At 44.5% G+C, this 15,960-nt stretch carries 15 protein-coding genes; 10 read left to right on the forward strand and 5 right to left on the reverse strand.

What is annotated here, in order from left to right; all coding sequences use genetic code 11:
- Positions 1 to 2 precede the first annotated feature (2 nt).
- The 3 genes from RLN88_RS01815 (at position 3) to RLN88_RS01825 (ending at position 3,322) form a co-directional block, all read left to right on the forward strand.
- A complete protein-coding gene (locus RLN88_RS01815; protein ID WP_350219661.1) occupies positions 3 to 1,337 on the forward strand; it encodes a PhoH family protein in 1,335 nt (444 codons plus the stop codon).
- Positions 1,338 to 1,409: 72 nt separating this feature from the next.
- Positions 1,410 to 2,072 carry an ABC transporter ATP-binding protein gene (locus RLN88_RS01820; protein ID WP_350219662.1) on the forward strand — a complete coding sequence of 221 codons (663 nt, stop codon included), beginning with the start codon at positions 1,410 to 1,412 and terminating at the stop codon, positions 2,070 to 2,072.
- 83 nt (positions 2,073 to 2,155) lie between these two features.
- Complete coding sequence (locus RLN88_RS01825) at positions 2,156 to 3,322, forward strand: mechanosensitive ion channel (RefSeq protein WP_350219663.1); 1,167 nt, start codon at positions 2,156 to 2,158, stop codon at positions 3,320 to 3,322.
- Positions 3,323 to 3,377: 55 nt separating this feature from the next.
- On the opposite strand, the gene RLN88_RS01830 is transcribed toward RLN88_RS01825, so the two are convergent.
- The gene (locus RLN88_RS01830; RefSeq protein WP_350219664.1) at positions 3,378 to 3,560 is read right to left on the reverse strand and encodes a hypothetical protein; all 183 of its coding nucleotides are present in this window, start codon (positions 3,558 to 3,560) and stop codon (positions 3,378 to 3,380) included.
- A gap of 159 nt (positions 3,561 to 3,719) precedes the next feature.
- Here RLN88_RS01830 and RLN88_RS01835 point away from each other — a divergent pair, with 159 nt between their 5' ends.
- From RLN88_RS01835 to RLN88_RS01865, 7 genes are all read left to right on the forward strand, one after another.
- Complete coding sequence (locus RLN88_RS01835; protein ID WP_350219665.1) at positions 3,720 to 5,171, forward strand: BatD family protein; 1,452 nt, start codon at positions 3,720 to 3,722, stop codon at positions 5,169 to 5,171.
- 5 nt (positions 5,172 to 5,176) lie between these two features.
- Positions 5,177 to 6,259: a chorismate synthase gene (aroC, locus tag RLN88_RS01840; protein ID WP_350219666.1), complete on the forward strand. Its 1,083-nt coding sequence runs from the start codon at positions 5,177 to 5,179 to the stop codon at positions 6,257 to 6,259.
- Between the two features lie 36 nt (positions 6,260 to 6,295).
- Positions 6,296 to 7,612 (forward strand): dicarboxylate/amino acid:cation symporter, encoded by a 1,317-nt coding sequence (locus tag RLN88_RS01845; RefSeq protein ID WP_350219667.1) that lies wholly within the window; start codon positions 6,296 to 6,298, stop codon positions 7,610 to 7,612.
- Positions 7,613 to 7,614: 2 nt separating this feature from the next.
- Positions 7,615 to 9,027: a dicarboxylate/amino acid:cation symporter gene (locus RLN88_RS01850; RefSeq protein WP_350219668.1), complete on the forward strand. Its 1,413-nt coding sequence runs from the start codon at positions 7,615 to 7,617 to the stop codon at positions 9,025 to 9,027.
- Positions 9,028 to 9,244: 217 nt separating this feature from the next.
- Positions 9,245 to 9,832, forward strand: coding sequence for a NifU family protein (locus RLN88_RS01855; RefSeq protein WP_350219669.1), 588 nt, complete (start codon positions 9,245 to 9,247; stop codon positions 9,830 to 9,832).
- A 34-nt stretch (positions 9,833 to 9,866) separates the two neighbouring features.
- Positions 9,867 to 10,346 carry a YciI family protein gene (locus tag RLN88_RS01860; protein WP_350219670.1) on the forward strand — a complete coding sequence of 160 codons (480 nt, stop codon included), beginning with the start codon at positions 9,867 to 9,869 and terminating at the stop codon, positions 10,344 to 10,346.
- Positions 10,343 to 10,612, forward strand: coding sequence for an acylphosphatase (locus RLN88_RS01865; protein WP_350219671.1), 270 nt, complete (start codon positions 10,343 to 10,345; stop codon positions 10,610 to 10,612). The genes RLN88_RS01860 and RLN88_RS01865 overlap by 4 nt, the downstream gene beginning before the upstream one ends.
- On the opposite strand, the gene RLN88_RS01870 is transcribed toward RLN88_RS01865, so the two are convergent.
- The 4 genes from RLN88_RS01870 to RLN88_RS01885 all read right to left on the reverse strand — a co-directional run bounded on the left by RLN88_RS01870 (position 10,609) and on the right by RLN88_RS01885 (position 15,947).
- Positions 10,609 to 11,577, reverse strand: a complete 969-nt coding sequence (locus tag RLN88_RS01870) for an endonuclease/exonuclease/phosphatase family protein (protein ID WP_350219672.1) — start codon at positions 11,575 to 11,577, stop codon at positions 10,609 to 10,611. The two genes, RLN88_RS01865 and RLN88_RS01870, sit on opposite strands and share 4 nt — an antisense overlap.
- 65 nt (positions 11,578 to 11,642) lie before the next feature.
- The gene (locus RLN88_RS01875; RefSeq protein WP_350219673.1) at positions 11,643 to 12,404 is read right to left on the reverse strand and encodes a hypothetical protein; all 762 of its coding nucleotides are present in this window, start codon (positions 12,402 to 12,404) and stop codon (positions 11,643 to 11,645) included.
- A gap of 119 nt (positions 12,405 to 12,523) precedes the next feature.
- Complete coding sequence (secDF, locus tag RLN88_RS01880) at positions 12,524 to 15,505, reverse strand: protein translocase subunit SecDF (RefSeq protein WP_350219674.1); 2,982 nt, start codon at positions 15,503 to 15,505, stop codon at positions 12,524 to 12,526.
- A gap of 85 nt (positions 15,506 to 15,590) precedes the next feature.
- Positions 15,591 to 15,947 carry a hypothetical protein gene (locus RLN88_RS01885; protein ID WP_350219675.1) on the reverse strand — a complete coding sequence of 119 codons (357 nt, stop codon included), beginning with the start codon at positions 15,945 to 15,947 and terminating at the stop codon, positions 15,591 to 15,593.
- Positions 15,948 to 15,960: the final 13 nt, after the last annotated feature.

Raw genomic sequence — 15,960 nt, forward strand, 5'->3', positions numbered from 1 at the left:
GCATGGCTAAATCCTCTTCGAAGAAGATTTTTGTTCTGGACACCTCTGTCATTTTATTTTCTCATGATTCCATCCTCAACTTCGCAGAGCACGATGTGGGATTGCCCATCACAGTGCTAGAGGAGCTTGATCAATTTAAGAAAGGAAACGACACCAAAAACTTTGAAGCCAGGGAATTTATCCGTCTGCTGGATCGATTGGCCAAGGATCACAGCCTACAGGACTGGATTCCATTGAATGGAAAAACCAAGGGCTGCTTTAAAGTGATTATGGATTCCGATAGCACAATAGATGCTACCCAGATTTTCAATGACCGCAAGAATGATCACCGCATTCTCAATGCAGCACTTACGGTAAAGGAACAGGAGCCAAACCGAAAAGTGATCCTGGTTTCCAAGGACATCAACCTGCGATTGAAAGCCAAGTCATTAGAGCTGACGGCTGAGGATTACGAGACCGGCAAAATTAAAAATGTCAATACACTCACCACCGGCAAAACAGAGCTGGAGGATATCAATTCCGAACATATCGACGAGCTTTTTCAGAAGAACCGCATCGATCGGAAGAAGATTTTGAAGCGGAAAAAATTCCCGGCCAACAACTACTTTATTCTAAAAAGTGAGAAAAACTCTGTGCTTGGGTACTACAATCCTCAGGAAGATTTGGTAGAGAAGGTAGAAAAGCAAACGGTGTACGGGATCAAACCAAAAAATGCAGAGCAAACCTTTGCCATGCATGCTATGCTTAATCCAGAGATTAGGCTGGTAAGTATCAATGGAGTGGCAGGAACCGGGAAGACACTCCTTGCGCTGGCCTCCGCCCTGGAGCAGCGACGAAACTTCAAGCAGATTTACCTGGCACGACCGATTGTGCCGCTTAGCAACAAAGACATTGGATACCTGCCAGGCGATATTAAATCAAAACTGAATCCTTACATGGAGCCATTGTGGGACAACTTGAAATTTATACAGCATCAGTTTAAAGAAAATGATAAGGAGTTTACCCGCATTACAGACATGGTAAATCAGGAAAAGCTCATGATCACACCACTCGCCTACATCAGAGGTCGAAGTTTGTCAAACATCTTTTTCATCGTGGATGAGGCTCAAAACCTAACTCCACATGAGGTGAAGACGATCATCACCAGGGCAGGGGAGAATACAAAGATCATTTTTACCGGAGATATTTATCAGATTGACACCCCGTATCTGGATTCACAGTCGAATGGACTTTCCTATTTGATTGACCGGATCAAGGATCACCCGATGTTTGCCCACGTCACTCTGGAAAAAGGAGAAAGATCAGAGCTGGCAAACCTGGCCAATGAGCTTTTGTAAGGGAAATTTTCAGTAGATGCATCAAAAATTGATGGGATTCGTTAGGTTTAGTTTGTCAAAAAACTCAAATCAATGATTAATCTAAAAGACGTTAGCAAATTCATCGAATCCAAGTATCAGCGAACCTTCATTTTAAAAGGCGTAGATCTGGAAATTAAGGAAGGTGAATTTGTGAGCATTATGGGGCCTTCCGGTTCAGGAAAGTCCACTTTGCTTAATATTATTGGAATGCTGGATAAGCCATCCGAAGGAGAATATTACTTCATGGATGAGCCTGTGCATAAGCTTAGGGAAAAGCGAATTTCAAGAATCCACAAAGAGCATATCGGCTTCATTTTCCAGGCCTACCACCTGATCGATGAACTTACTGTATACGAAAACATCGAAACACCACTCATCTACAGAGGTGTAAAGGGGAAAGAGCGTGCAAGCATGATTGCCGAAATGCTCGATAAATTCAACATGGTAGCAAAAAAGGATCTCTTTCCAGAGCAACTTTCCGGCGGTCAGCAGCAGCTGGTGGGAGTGGTTAGGGCGATTATCGGCAAACCGCAATTACTCCTTGCTGATGAGCCAACAGGAAATCTTCACTCAGGTCAGGGCGAAGAGGTGATGGACGTGCTAAAGCAGCTCCATGCAGACGGTATGACTATCATTCAAGTAACCCACAACGAAAAATTTGCAGGATACGGCTCCCGAATTATCCAGCTGGAGGATGGCAGGGTAATGGACTAGCCCAATATGGCTAGATGGGTTTTTAATCCTTATATTTGGATTAAGAGAAGATTATTTTTAACGAAACCTATCTAACCATGAATATGCCCGATTATTTAGAGCGATTGATCCACACAATAAGTGATTCACTACCAGGCGTAGTGGGAGCAGTAATTGTACTGATCATTGGATGGCTGTTTGCAATACTGATGAGAAAAGTGGTGCATGGCCTGATGAAAAAGACCGAGTGGGACGAGCGCTTGCTTGGTAATACTATTTTGGATACCAACAAGTTCATCGCCAACCTGGTCTACTACATCCTCATGCTCATCATCCTGCTGATCGTGTTGGAGATGCTCGGGGTAAGCTACGTACTGGATCCGATCAGAAACATGCTTAATGAATTCCTTGGATTCATTCCGAACATCCTTGCCGGTATGGCCATCATTTTCATTGGCTACATCATTGCCAAGTTTATTTCCAATTTGGTGAAAATGGCGGGTAGTTTCTTCGATCGGCTGGCCAATAATATGGGCTTTAAAGAGACCGACAAGCTGGTGCATTTTATCCAGCAAGTGGTTTTCATTGTCATATTTATTCCATTCATTATTCAAGGCTTGAATGCGCTTCATCTGGAGGCGATTACTAATCCGGCGAACAATGTACTTCACCAGATGCTGGACTCTGTTCCAAACATCATTGGCGCTATCCTCATTATCTCCATTTTCGTGGTGGGAGGTCGCTTCATTACTTCCTTTGTGAAAGACCTGCTGGCAAATATTGGTATCGATAAGCTGGTGGATAAACTTCAGCTAAAGTCAGTGCTTGGCAAGCAAAAACTTTCAACCATTGTGGCCAACATCATTTTCTATTTCATGGTCTTCTTTGGAGTGATCTCGGGAGTAGAGATGCTTGGGCTGGATCGTCTGGCAGAAGTGTTGCATACCATCCTGAACCTTTCCGGAAATGTGCTTTTTGGATTGATTATTTTGGTGATGGGCAACTTCCTTGGATCAGTCATTCATAAATCCATGAATGCGACAGGTGAAAATACGTTCGTAGCTGGCATAGCCCGTGTGGCAATCATTGGCCTCTTTCTTGCTATTGCGCTGCGCACCATGGGTATCGCTAATAGTATTGTGGAACTGGCCTTTGGCCTTACCCTGGGATCCATTGCGGTTGCGGTAGCATTATCATATGGATTGGGAGGTAGAGAGGCCGCCGGCAAGCACATGGAGCAAATCCTGAAAAGACTACAAGGAAAAAAATAAAAACCGACCAACCTGAAAAATAAAGCCCCGGTTCAAAACGAATTGGGGCTTTTTATTATCCTGCAAAACAAGCCGCAAGGATGGGCCTGTACCTTCTGCCAAACTTTTCATAACACCATTCCTTCAACAAAAGAACCTCGTCAGGGATCAGCGCTTTGATTGCCTTTCGGAGTTCCTTCTCGAACAGCCGCTTATCAAAGCTTACTTTCGATAAAATAGTTTTGAAGTACTCTAGCATGTGAATAATTGTTAATGATCAAACCCTCACCTTAAATTTGGCGTTGGGTCTGACGAATGATTGATTATAGCATTTAGTTGATTAAATAGATCGAACCGTACAAGAAACAAGCGCGATTGAATCATACGATTTACTGATTGCATTGAATAGACAATACACATGAAATTAACGAACAAGTTCTGGATAGGTTGTGCTCTCATCTTAGTATCTGCGGCAAACGTCTTAGCTCAGGATGTTTCCATTAAGTTAGGTCAAAACGAAATTGGAATCAATCAGTATTTTACCGTAACTATTCAGGTGGAAAACGACCGATTGAAGCAATACAGTGAGTTCCCTGAAATTCAGGGATTTATCAAACGAGGTACCTCATCATCCACCACGACAAACTATGTGAATGGCAGAATGTCATCCACCCAAAGCCTCACTCAAAACTATCAGGCTACTGAACAAGGAACCTTCACTTTACAGCCCTTTTCCATGTCTATCAATGGGGACGATGCAAAGTCTGAAGGCACGCAGATCGTGGTGGGAGAGGCTGTACAACGGCAATTAAGACGAAGCGCATTTGGACGGGATCCATTTGAAGATCTTTTTAACAACCGGTCAGAACCGGAAGAATTTGTAGATATCAAGGCCGATGCATTTGTAGCCCTCTCGGTGGACAAAGAGGAAGTGTATGTCGGAGAAGGATTTACTGCGACCCTCGCCTTTTACGTGGCAGAGTCCAACCGGGCAGAGATGAGGTTTTATGATCTGGCCAATCAGATCACAGAAATTGTCAAAACGGTTAAGCCACCAAATTGCTGGGAGGAAAATTTCAGTATCGATCAGATTTCCGGTGATCCGGTCTCTATCGGAGGAAGAAACTACACCCGGTACAAAATCTATCAAACAGCCTATTACCCCTTGACCATTCAGGACATTGATTTTCCGTCCATCGGTTTGAAAATGATCAAATACAGGGTGGCTAAGAACCCGTCTTTTTTTGGCAGAAACAGGCAGGAAGATTACGAGACCTTTTATTCAAAAGAGCGAAAGGTGAAGGTAATGGACTTGCCACCGCACCCATTAAAAGAGCAGGTGGCTGTGGGAAATTATCGTCTGGAAGAGGAAGTGAGCAAAACCCAATTGGAAACAGGCCAGAGCTTCAACTATAAATTCAACATTGTGGGCGAAGGGAATGTAAGCGCCATTGAAGCGCCAGACCCAAACAAAGGCGATGAATTTGATTTCTATGCGCCAAACGTGACCCAGCAGGTGAATCGAGCAAATGGAAAGGTGCGAGGCATCAAAAGCTATGATTTCTATGCGATTCCAAATGAGCCTGGCGAGTACAAGCTATCAGACTTTTTCTCATGGATTTATTTCAATCCGTCAACAGACTCCTATGATACGCTGAAATCCGAATATTCGGTTTTGGTAGGAGGTGAGAGCAGAAAGAATTTATCCATCGCCTCAAATGATCTGGGAGATTTTTATGATCAGATCGCCACAGCCGATAATGATCTAAGGACGATCGATGGCAATGACTGGGTTATCATCATTGTTAATATCTTTATTGCTTTAACCTTGGCCTTCACAGCATACATGCTGTTTAAAAAGGCATCCTGATCTTAATGAGCAACTCATTCGGCAATATTTTTAAAATCACCTCCTTTGGCGAGTCGCATGGGCCTGGTGTGGGTGTGGTCATTGACGGATGTCCGGCAGGTATTTCATTGGATCAAACTTTTATCCAATCAGAACTGGATCGAAGAAAACCGGGCCAGTCCCGTATCACCACCCAGCGAAATGAGGGCGATGAATTTGAGTTTTTTTCCGGGGTTTTTGAAGGAAAATCAACAGGCGCACCAATTACCATTCTTATCAAGAATCAAGATCAGAAGAGCAAAGATTACGATCATATCAAAGAGGTCTATCGGCCGTCTCACGCGGATTTCACTTACCAGGAAAAGTATGGAATACGGGACTACCGGGGAGGAGGCCGAAGTTCTGCTCGAATTACTGCGGGATGGGTCGCTGCGGGGGCTGTGGCTAAGCTGATACTTGATCAGACGGGTGTGAAATGTCAGGCCTATGTTTCTCAGGTAGGAGAATTGAAGCTCCAAAAGAATTATGAAGAGCTTGATCTGGGCAAAATCGATTCCAATGAGGTGAGATGTCCGGACGAGGAGATGGCAAAAGAAATGTTCGAGCTGATTGACCAAACAAGAAAAGATAGGGATACGATTGGAGGGGTGGTGACAGGGGTGATTTCCAATGTCCCGGTTGGGCTGGGAGAGCCACTTTTTGGAAAGCTGAATGCAGCGTTGGGTCATGCCATGCTATCCATCAACGCAGTAAAAGGATTTGAGCTGGGGAGTGGATTTGAGGGAGTAAAAATGAAAGGTTCGGCGCACAACGATGCGTTCGTAAAATCAGGAGAAAAAGTTGAAACAAAAACCAATCACTCTGGCGGTATTCAGGGAGGTATCTCCAACGGTCAGGATATTTATTTCAATGTAGCCTTCAAGCCGGTAGCCACCATTATGCAGGATCAATCCTCAGTGGATAAGGATGGAAATGAAGTGACTGTGAAAGGAAAAGGACGCCACGATCCATGTGTGGTGCCTCGAGCTGTTCCAATCGTGGAAGCAATGTCAGCACTTGTCATGGCAGATTTCTATTTATTGGCTCAAACCAATAAATTGCGAGGCTAAGACAACATTGACCTAACTCAATAATCAGCTTCACAAATGATTAAAAAGCTACCCCTTCATACCAAAATCCTGATTGGCATGACGCTGGGACTTGTATTCGGAATGATCTGCATACAGTTCCCGTCGCTCTCCGGCTTCACCATTGATTACATCAAACCAATTGGCACCATCTTCATCCGCGGGTTAAAAATGATCGCCGTGCCACTCGTCCTTGCATCGTTGATCATCGGGGTGGCCAATATCGGGGATATCTCCAAGCTGACCCGAATGGGCGGAAAGACCCTGCTCATCTTCATCGTAACTACAGTGATCTCCATTACCATCGGCCTTTCCATTGTGGCAATTGTGAAGCCCGGGCATAAGCTTCCGGAAGAGACCCGTACAAACCTGATGGAACTGTACAATTCCAACGCAGAAGGCAAGATCGACTTTGCCGAGCAGGTAAAATCCCGAGGGCCACTTCAGCCATTGGTAGACATGGTTCCTGACAATATTTTTCTGGCAGCTACGAGTAATAGTGCCATGCTACAGGTGGTGTTTTTCGCTATCATCATCGGCATAGCCCTGCTGAAAGTTCCAAAAGAAAAAGGAGCGCCGGTGATCGCTTTTTTTGATGGTCTGAATGACGTAATCGTGAAGGTTGTGGAGTTTATCATGCTCATCGCCCCCTATGGTGTTTTTGGGTTGATCGCATCTTTGATGATAGAAATTGCAGGTGATGATCCCACCAAGGCCTGGGAACTGCTTTACGCGCTTCTTTGGTATTCCATGACGGTAGTGGCCGGTATGCTCATCATGATGGTGGTAATTTATCCCTTGCTTCTTCGCATGTTTTCAAAAGTCAATGTCCTGGATTTTTTTAGAGGGATGAGACCAGCGATGCTCTTGGGCTTTAGTACAAGCTCCAGCACTGCCACGCTTCCAGTCACTATGGATCGGGTAGAAAAGCACTTAGGTGTCTCAGAGGAAGTGAGCAGTTTCGTGTTGCCACTGGGTGCTACCATCAATATGAACGGAACCAGTCTTTATCAAGGAGTTTCCGCTATTTTCATCGCTCAGGCATTGGGTTTGGATTTGTCACTTAGTTCCCAGTTAATGATCGTTTTGACAGCTACTTTGGCGGCAGTTGGGACAGCCGGAGTACCGGGCGCAGGGTTGGTCATGCTTGTGATTGTGCTTGAAGCCGTTGGGATTCCAGCCGCAGGTATTGCTTTGATCATGGCCCCCGAGCGGATACTTGATATGATCAGGACGATGGTAAACATTAGTGGCGATGCGGCAGTTTCCGTGGTTGTTGCTTCCACAGAAAATGCGATAGACGAAAGTGTGCTGAGAGAGCATGTAAATGACTAAAAATGAAAAAATTACCCTTACATACCAAAATTGTAATAGGCCTGGTTCTTGGCACCATTTGGGCGTTTGCTTCCAGCTATCTTGGATGGAATGAGTTCACCATCAACTGGATCGATCCATTCGGGACCATCTTCATCCGGTTGCTAAAATTTATTGCAGTTCCGCTTGTACTCTTTTCCATCATCAACGGAATCTCAGGGCTCAGTGATGTTTCCAGTTTGGGAAGATTGGGGGCAAAGACCATCACAGCGTACATGATCACCACATTTATGGCTATTGGGATCGGGTTATTGTTTGTCAATGTGATCAAACCTGGATCACACATCGATGAAACACAGCGCATAAAAAACAGGCTTTCCTATGAAATCTGGAGGCAGGATAATGGTATGGACATACCGCGGGATGGCAAATCATTTTTGTCTGACCCTAAGTACAACCAGTACCTGACGGAAGCCCAGGCAGAACGTGAAATGTCTGAGAAGGAAAAAAGGGATCTCGAGGCTAAAATGGAACGTGCCGAGAAAACCAAAGAGAGCTCTCCGCTACAGTTTGTGGTAGATATGGTGCCTGAAAACATCATTCTTTCTATTTCCAACAATCAGCTGATGCTCCAGGTGATTTTCTTCGCTATCTTCTTTGGCATCACCATTGTGCTCCTGCCACGGGATTCGGTGGCACCTGTGGTGGCTTTTATTGATAGCATCAACGCCATCTTTCTCAAGATGGTGGATTTGGTGATGAAGGCTGCCCCTTTCTTCGTTTTCGCATTGCTGGCAGGGGTTGTGGCAAAAATGGCCGACACACCTGCAGAAGTATTCGAGATTTTTATCGGGTTGGGCTCTTACTCCCTGACCTTACTTGGTGGGCTGTTTTTTGTGGTGTTTATCATGTACCCACTGATCCTTAAAATTTTTGTAAAGGACTTTTCCTATACCGGGTTCTTCCAAAAGATGAGCCCTGCCCAATTCCTGGCTTTTTCTACCAGCTCCAGTGCAGCCACCCTTCCGGTAACCATGGAGTGTGTGGAAAAAGGGATGGGGGTTCCTAAGAAGATTTCCAGCTTTGTGCTTCCGATAGGAGCCACCGTAAACATGGATGGCACCAGCCTTCATCAGGCAGTGGCAGTCATTTTCATGGCCCAGCTGCATTTTGTAGACCTCAGCATCAGTCAGCAGTTGACTATTGTGCTGACGGCCTCACTAGCATCCATTGGAGCGGCGGCCGTGCCTAGTGCAGGGCTTATTATGATGATTGTAGTGCTTCAGTCTGTGGGGCTGAATCCTGCCTGGGTAGCTATCATCTTCCCGGTAGACCGGTTCCTGGATATGTGCAGGACTGTCGTGAATGTAACCGGAGATGCTACTGTTGCTACATTGATTGCAAAATCTGAAGGTGACCTGGAGCCGGAGAGCTAAGCAAGCATCAGATAGGAAACGAGCAGGCACAGTCCAAGTGCTGCAAGAGTGAGAAATGCAATGAGCGAAATTTGCAATTTTTTAGTGACCATGACTTTGTGATTTAGGGTGATAAATAAACGATTCAGTAAGTATGGTAACTAGATAACGCAGAGCCCTCACCCTGCTTTCGAACTTTTCTACGAACTTTACAATTGTATTGCTAAACCTCCGAACTATGCAGACGACAGAACAGCCAAGAGTGGTCAATATTTACACAGAATCTAATCCAAACCCCAATTCCCTGAAGTTTGTGGTAAACTTCATGCTGATGCCAGAGGGTATAAGCAGGGACTATCCAAATGCGGAATCAACTAAAGAAGCGCCTTTAGCTAAGGCACTCTTCGAGACATTTGATTTTGTGACTGGGGTGTTTTACATGAACAATTTCATTACTGTTACCAAAAAGGAAGAGACCGAATGGTTCGAGGTGAAAGCTCAGGTTCAGCAGTTCATCAAGGATTTTTTGGTGGAAGGCAAGGATATTCTTACAGAAGAAATCAAGGATGATATTGATGCGGATCTGACAGGTGATGATGCGGAGGCAAAGATCAAAGGTGTGCTGGAAGAATACATAAAACCTGCCGTAGAGATGGACGGAGGGGCCATTAAGCTATCATCCTATAAAGATGGCATTGTGACAGTGACCCTTCAGGGTTCGTGCAGTGGATGTCCTTCATCTACCATTACCCTCAAAAATGGTATCGAAAACTTGCTAAAGCGAATGGTGCCTGAGGTGAAAGAGGTAGTTGCAGAAGAAGGCTGATTTTCTGAAATTAGGGTGGAAAAATCAATCTCTCATGAAAAATTTCAGCTTCCTCCCGGTTTTAATCATTTTGTTTGCGGCATGTGAGCCTGCTCAAAAACACGTGTCAGAAGAGTCTCAGGAAATAAGTGGCTATGATTCACTGCTAGCCGCCAAAATGGGGGCAGACGACTATGGCATGCGCCGATACGTAATGGCGCTTTTGAAGGCCGGCCCAAACAGGGATCAGGATTCCACTGAAGCGGCGCAACTACAAAGGGCACATTTGGATAATATCACCAGAATGGCTGAGGAAGGGAAGCTCGTATTAGCAGGGCCATTTTTTGATAATTGGGACGTGAAAGGGATTTACATTTTTGCGGTGGAAACTGTGGAGGAAGCGGAGGAGTTGACTAAGACAGACCCGGCAATCCAGGCGGGCAGGTTGATCATGGAATTGCACCCCTGGTACGGTAGTGCGGCCTTGATGCAAGTAGGAGATATGCATAAAAGGCTGGCGAAGGAGTCCATATGATTGCGTATCGAATTCATGTTGTAGGCAGAGTGCAGGGTGTTTTCTTCAGAGCTTCTACCCGGGAGAAAGCCACTAGTTTGGGATTAAAAGGTTGGGTGATGAATCAGCATGATGGGTCAGTGCTAATAGAGGCTGAAGGGGAGGTGGATAGCCTAAGCAAACTTATTGAATGGTGCAAGCAGGGGCCACCTCTTTCTGACGTTCAAAATGTTGATTTTGAATTAATCCCGGTTGTTGGACATGGAAATTTTGAAGTGGCTTACTAGTCTTTTTCTCCAAGGATGAAAGAAATCGGAAGATGGTCACTAAATCCATCAAAATCCAGATCTTCCTGACCAAACCTCACGGGGGTATCATATCGCCCGGAAACCATCCCATCAAACACTTCCAGACTCACCATATTCTCATCAAGCGAATACTTCCCTGATTTCTTCGCAATTCCTTTGGCCACCATGAATTGATCGATCATCATCGGGGTGCCGCCGTAGACATAGCTTGCCCGCCTAATGCCCAAAAGTGGCCACATCAGGTTGTAGAGATACGGATTTCGACCATAAACCACCTTGTCACGATCCATCACGCTTTGAGCATAATCAGTAAGTGATCGATTGAATGGCTCGTCATTGAAATCACCCATCACCACAATGGCAGCTTCATCACCTTTTACCTGCTGTATCCGTTCGATGAAGTAGCTGAGTGTTTCTCCGGTAATTATTCTATACGGCTCAGACTCATATTGTCCTCCCGACCGGGATGGCCAGTGGTTGCCTACAAGTATCAACTCATTTCCTGTTGCTCTACTTTTCACGGTAGCCTGCACAATCTCGCGGGTTGGGTATCGCTTCACCACTGTGTGGTTGAAGAATTCGTTTTCAAGGAATTCATATTTGTTGTGGTCGTAAATGAAAGCGACATCAATTCCGCGATTATCACTCATATCGTGGTGGATAAGCCGATAGTCTCGAGTGGAATTTATCTGGGATTTTAGGAGGTTGAGGACATGCGCATTTTCTACCTCGCAAACTCCCAGTATATCAGGGCCATCCCCATCGTTCATTTGAGAAATGACCCAGGCCAGCTTTTCGATTTTCTTCGCCAGTACTTCTGGTGTCCAATTCTTCAAATCGGCCTTAATTTTTCTTGCAAGGTCTTCGGGTCGTCGGGAGAATGGAGCATTTTGCTCGTCAAAAAGATTTTCGAGGTTCCACCAGGAGATGTAGTGAGTAATCATGGTATTAACTTTTTAATAAAGTTCACCATTACCTCTTTTATTTTCAATACCCTAAAAGGGGTAAATCACTTAGAAAAGTTTCGGATATCTTCCTCAGTCAGGTTTTTGGCTCCAATGAGATCAGAATCTGTCCCGATTTCAATCGCATTGGACTTCCATTCGTAGCTGGATGGCTGGATGGATTTTAATGGTATTCCATTCTTGAGCAAGGTAAAGGCCACAATTTGAATGTCTTCAACAGCAACATTTTCTCCATAATAGATCATGTTACTACCCAGCCCCCTGGTCTCGGTAGCCTGCTTTTCATGGATGTAGTACTTCAGAGATTTGAGCTTGTCAACCTTATTTTCATCCTTATCGTGCCGATAATACCGAATCACTACATCCTCTCTGGAACGCCCCTCCTCAAGGCCGACATTTTTAATGCTTAGGTAGTTTTTGATCAAATCATCAAGTGTGGGGTAGGATGACGCCACAGGTTTTGATTCAACTTCAGCCACCGGATCTTCCACTACTTCACTAGGATTTTTTTCATTTGCGGGACGCTCCTCAAAGCCTCCTGCCTCCCCTGTTTCAACTTCCTTAGGTTCTGTGTTAAAACCTATAGAATCTCCTGGGGGGTATGAGGTAACTTCACTTTCGGAATCCAGGCTTTCCTCGTCTCTGGCCAGCGAATCAATCAAGATGTAAGTGTCCTTCACTTCGTCATAATACACTTTGTCTTCCTTTCTTACATGGCTCGCCTCATCGTATACGAAAACCTGAAGCAGTTTGGCTAGTGCGATCAGGATGAGTGCCGTGGTGGCATAGGTAAGATGTTTCGCCATGGATTATTTGTGATTTGGTCACCTGAATTTACAGAAAATACTCAATGAGCACAAAAAAGCCCCCAATTGCTATTAGTGCAAATGGGGGCAAATCCTGATTTTTCAGTCAGGCTAAATACCTATTTCGTCTTTTTGTTCAGATCAATCACAATAGGAGTTGCGATGAAAATAGATGAATAGGTACCCACGATGATACCTACCAACAAGGCAAATGAGAATCCTTGAAGTACCGCTCCGCCAAACAGGAACAACACAATCACTACGATCAAAGTGGTAAGTGAAGTGATCAATGTTCTGCTAACTGTATTGTTTAATGATTCGTTGAAAACAGGGATCAGCTCAGAGCCTGATTTGATGCCCATATTTTCGCGTATTCTGTCAAACACAACCACCGTATCATTGATTGAGTAACCGATGATGGTTAGGATCGCCGCTACAAATACCTGATCAGCTTCGAATGAAATACCAAACATATTTGCAATTGCAAATGCTGACAGTACGAATAAGGTATCGTGGAAGAGTGCCACGATTGCTCCAAGTCCAAACTGCCACTTTCTGAATCTGAAAACGATGTAGATGAAGATACAAATCAACGCAATGATTGCCGACTGATAAGAAGAGTTCTTGATATCATCGGCTATGGTAGCACTCACTTTAGATGAACTTGAGATCGTAAAGTTTCCGTCGCTTAGCTGAGAACCATCCACGATGTAGGTCAGACCGGTTGTTTCGGAAAGTCCATTAATTAGCACATCCCTCACCTCAGCATCGGCCTCATCTGTCTCATCATCTATTTTGTAAGAGGTTGTAATTTTCAGCACATTGTCGGCCCCAAAAGTTTTTACTTCCGTTCCGGCATTTTCAAAATAATTGCTAAGTGAAGTCTTGATTTCCGTTGGGGTCTGAGCTTCATCAAAAGTGATCACATACGAGCGGCCTCCTTTGAAATCAACACCTAAGGTGATGCCTTTTACAACTAATGCCACAATCCCGATCGCAATGAAAATGGAGCTAAATGTGTATGCCAGTTTTCGCTTGCTTAGGAAGTCAATGTTGAGGTTTGTAAGGGCATTCTTAGAGAAGGCATTCGCAAATGAGATTTTCGCATTATCTCCTTTTTTGGAAAATGCCTCAACAATTACCCGGGTAATGAATACCGCACTAAAGAATGAGCACACAATACCAATCATCAATGTGATGGCAAAACCTTTAACTGGCCCTTGTCCAAGGGTGAAAAGAATGATGCCTACAATGAGTGTGGTAACGTTTGCATCAAAAATTGACCAGTATGCTTTAGAATAACCCGAAGAAATAGCAGCTTTTAAGCCTGCGCCATTTCTTAATTCTTCCTTGATTCTTTCAAAAATCAGTACGTTGGCATCTATGGCCATACCAATGGTAAGTACAATACCTGCAATACCCGGTAATGTCAATGACGTACCAAACTGGGCAAGTATACCCATGATAAAGAACACATTGAAGAACAGGGCCAGGTTGGCAATGAGACCACCTTTGGCATAGTAGGCTACCATGAAGACGATTACAATCACTAGACCGAGCATGATCGAATTCAGCCCCTGACTCTGGGCGACCTTACCAAGTGTTGGGCCAACAACTACGTCCTCAACAATTGTTGTGGGGGCAGGAAGTGATCCGGCTTTAAGAATATTTGCAAGGTCTTTCGCTTCTTCGATAGTCTGGAAGCCGCCCGAGATGGAGGAGCTTCCGTTAGGGATTTCTCCTCTTACCCATGGAGCTGAAAACACATAGTTATCAAGCACGATCGCAATTCGCTGACCTACATTTTCACGGGTCATTTTTGCCCACGTTCTTGAACCGGTGGCATTCATTTGCATGGTAACCTCCGGCTCTGCCCGCTCATTCAGGGAAGCCGTGGCGCTGGAGATGGTTTCCCCGGTAAGAGTAGCCCTTCCATTTCTGTTTGTTCTGATGGGGTATAGCTCTAAAAGATCTGGGCCTGTCAATTCCTCTCCTTTATCCTTTGGCTGCACATCCCAAAGGAATTTCATAGTGGCAGGGATCAAAGCCTGCACATCGTCTCTTTCCAGGATTCGGTTGATTTTAGCAGTATCCTTTGCATTGTAAATCAATCCACCATATTGAGGGGCATTTACCAAGAGCTCGAATAATGGTGAACTTTTGGGATTGATCAGGGAGTCAAGCTGTTGTTTTCTCAAAGAATCTTCCTCACTTGTTGCAAGAGAATCTCCTTCAGTATCCCCTCCAAGCAATGCGGTGATGTCGTCCTTATTCTGTTGTTCTTCCTCCGTAAGCGAGCCTGGGTTTTTCTTCATTTCTGCAGAGATGAGAGAGTTGATGGAAACCAGGACAGGGGCAATTTCCTGCTGCTGATATACCTCCCAAAATTCCAGTTTTGCAACTCCCTGAAGCAGCTTTCTTACCCGCTGTGGATTATCTACGCCCGGCAGCTCTATCTGAATTCTTCCAGTGCCCTGAAGTCGCTGGATGTTTGGCTGAGAAGTACCAAATCGGTCAATTCTGGTCCTGAGAATGTTGAATGAACGATCGATCGCACTTTCTACCTCGGTATTTATGATATCCAAAATTTCAGCATCGGTGCTTTGCAGGCTTATCCTGCCTCGGTTTGCTGCTGTGGCGAAAATTTGGGCCAGCTCTTTCTGGGGTGCTATTTCTTTGAATTCACTGTAAAACTCATCAACGAAATTTAGCTGAGTGCCTTTCACATTTTCCTTAGCTTGCGCCAATGCAGCGAGAAAATCAGCATCTCCGCTATTGCCACTCAGTCCTTTGATGATATCAATTGGAGAAACCTCCAGGGTCACGTGCATACCACCTTGAAGGTCAAGTCCAAGGTTAAGCTCTGTTTCTTTGATTTCTTTATATGTGTACTCAATGCCGAAAAGGTCGTAGACTGGCTCATTCCAGATTGAGTCCAGGTATCGCTGCTTTTCAGAAACATTCACCGAGCCATCACTTAGGCTGGTGGCTTCAGTAGCCTGTTTTTGAATGTTTTGAGAGATGTAAGTAAATGACAAATAATAGATACACAGTAGTGATATCAATATTGTCAGGAAAACGATAAATCCTTTGTTTTTCATGGTTATATGGTTTTGCTGCAAGGGTTATTTGCAGCATTTGTGTTTAAAATTTTAGATAAGAATTGGTAAAAATCGATCTCCAGAATTAAGGAGCATTTGGAGAGATAATTCTCCTGAAAAGTACTTTTAAGGCCTTTTGTGCTGCTGGGAGAAGAAGTTTTTCTTCCTGCACTTTATCCTTCTCTTCCTCTTGATGAATAACCTCAGTTACCAGATAGGATTGATAATCGAGGTTGATTTGCAGGTTTGAAGAAGGGACTGCAGGGCTTTCTGAAATCTGAAGTACTTCATCTTTGTCAGAATCAGACTGCTCAGAAGCATCTTGATTTTTTTGATAGACTGATTCCGGAACGATGGAAGCCTGCGTAAGCACAAAGATCCCCAAAACCACTCCGAAAGTAGTGTGCAAAAATTTCTTCGATATTTTTTCAGTAATGTTCAAAGCGGGGCAAATG

Origin of the sequence: Ekhidna sp., assembly GCF_040223195.1 — a bacterium.
GTDB lineage: Bacteria > Bacteroidota > Bacteroidia > Cytophagales > Cyclobacteriaceae > Ekhidna.

Excerpts from the sequence above, each read along its gene's own strand:
- RLN88_RS01825 (WP_350219663.1), top strand. The coding sequence starts at position 2,156 with ATGCCCGATTATTTAGAGCGATTGATCCACACAATAAGTGATTCACTA.
- RLN88_RS01875 (WP_350219673.1), bottom strand. The coding sequence starts at position 12,404 with ATGGCGAAACATCTTACCTATGCCACCACGGCACTCATCCTGATCGCA.
- RLN88_RS01835 (WP_350219665.1), top strand. The coding sequence starts at position 3,720 with ATGAAATTAACGAACAAGTTCTGGATAGGTTGTGCTCTCATCTTAGTA.
- RLN88_RS01850 (WP_350219668.1), top strand. The coding sequence starts at position 7,615 with ATGAAAAAATTACCCTTACATACCAAAATTGTAATAGGCCTGGTTCTT.
- RLN88_RS01815 (WP_350219661.1), top strand. The coding sequence starts at position 3 with ATGGCTAAATCCTCTTCGAAGAAGATTTTTGTTCTGGACACCTCTGTC.
- RLN88_RS01820 (WP_350219662.1), top strand. The coding sequence starts at position 1,410 with ATGATTAATCTAAAAGACGTTAGCAAATTCATCGAATCCAAGTATCAG.
- secDF (WP_350219674.1), bottom strand. The coding sequence starts at position 15,505 with ATGAAAAACAAAGGATTTATCGTTTTCCTGACAATATTGATATCACTA.
- RLN88_RS01865 (WP_350219671.1), top strand. The coding sequence starts at position 10,343 with ATGATTGCGTATCGAATTCATGTTGTAGGCAGAGTGCAGGGTGTTTTC.
- aroC (WP_350219666.1), top strand. The coding sequence starts at position 5,177 with ATGAGCAACTCATTCGGCAATATTTTTAAAATCACCTCCTTTGGCGAG.
- RLN88_RS01855 (WP_350219669.1), top strand. The coding sequence starts at position 9,245 with ATGCAGACGACAGAACAGCCAAGAGTGGTCAATATTTACACAGAATCT.
- RLN88_RS01830 (WP_350219664.1), bottom strand. The coding sequence starts at position 3,560 with ATGCTAGAGTACTTCAAAACTATTTTATCGAAAGTAAGCTTTGATAAG.
- RLN88_RS01845 (WP_350219667.1), top strand. The coding sequence starts at position 6,296 with ATGATTAAAAAGCTACCCCTTCATACCAAAATCCTGATTGGCATGACG.
- RLN88_RS01870 (WP_350219672.1), bottom strand. The coding sequence starts at position 11,577 with ATGATTACTCACTACATCTCCTGGTGGAACCTCGAAAATCTTTTTGAC.
- RLN88_RS01860 (WP_350219670.1), top strand. The coding sequence starts at position 9,867 with ATGAAAAATTTCAGCTTCCTCCCGGTTTTAATCATTTTGTTTGCGGCA.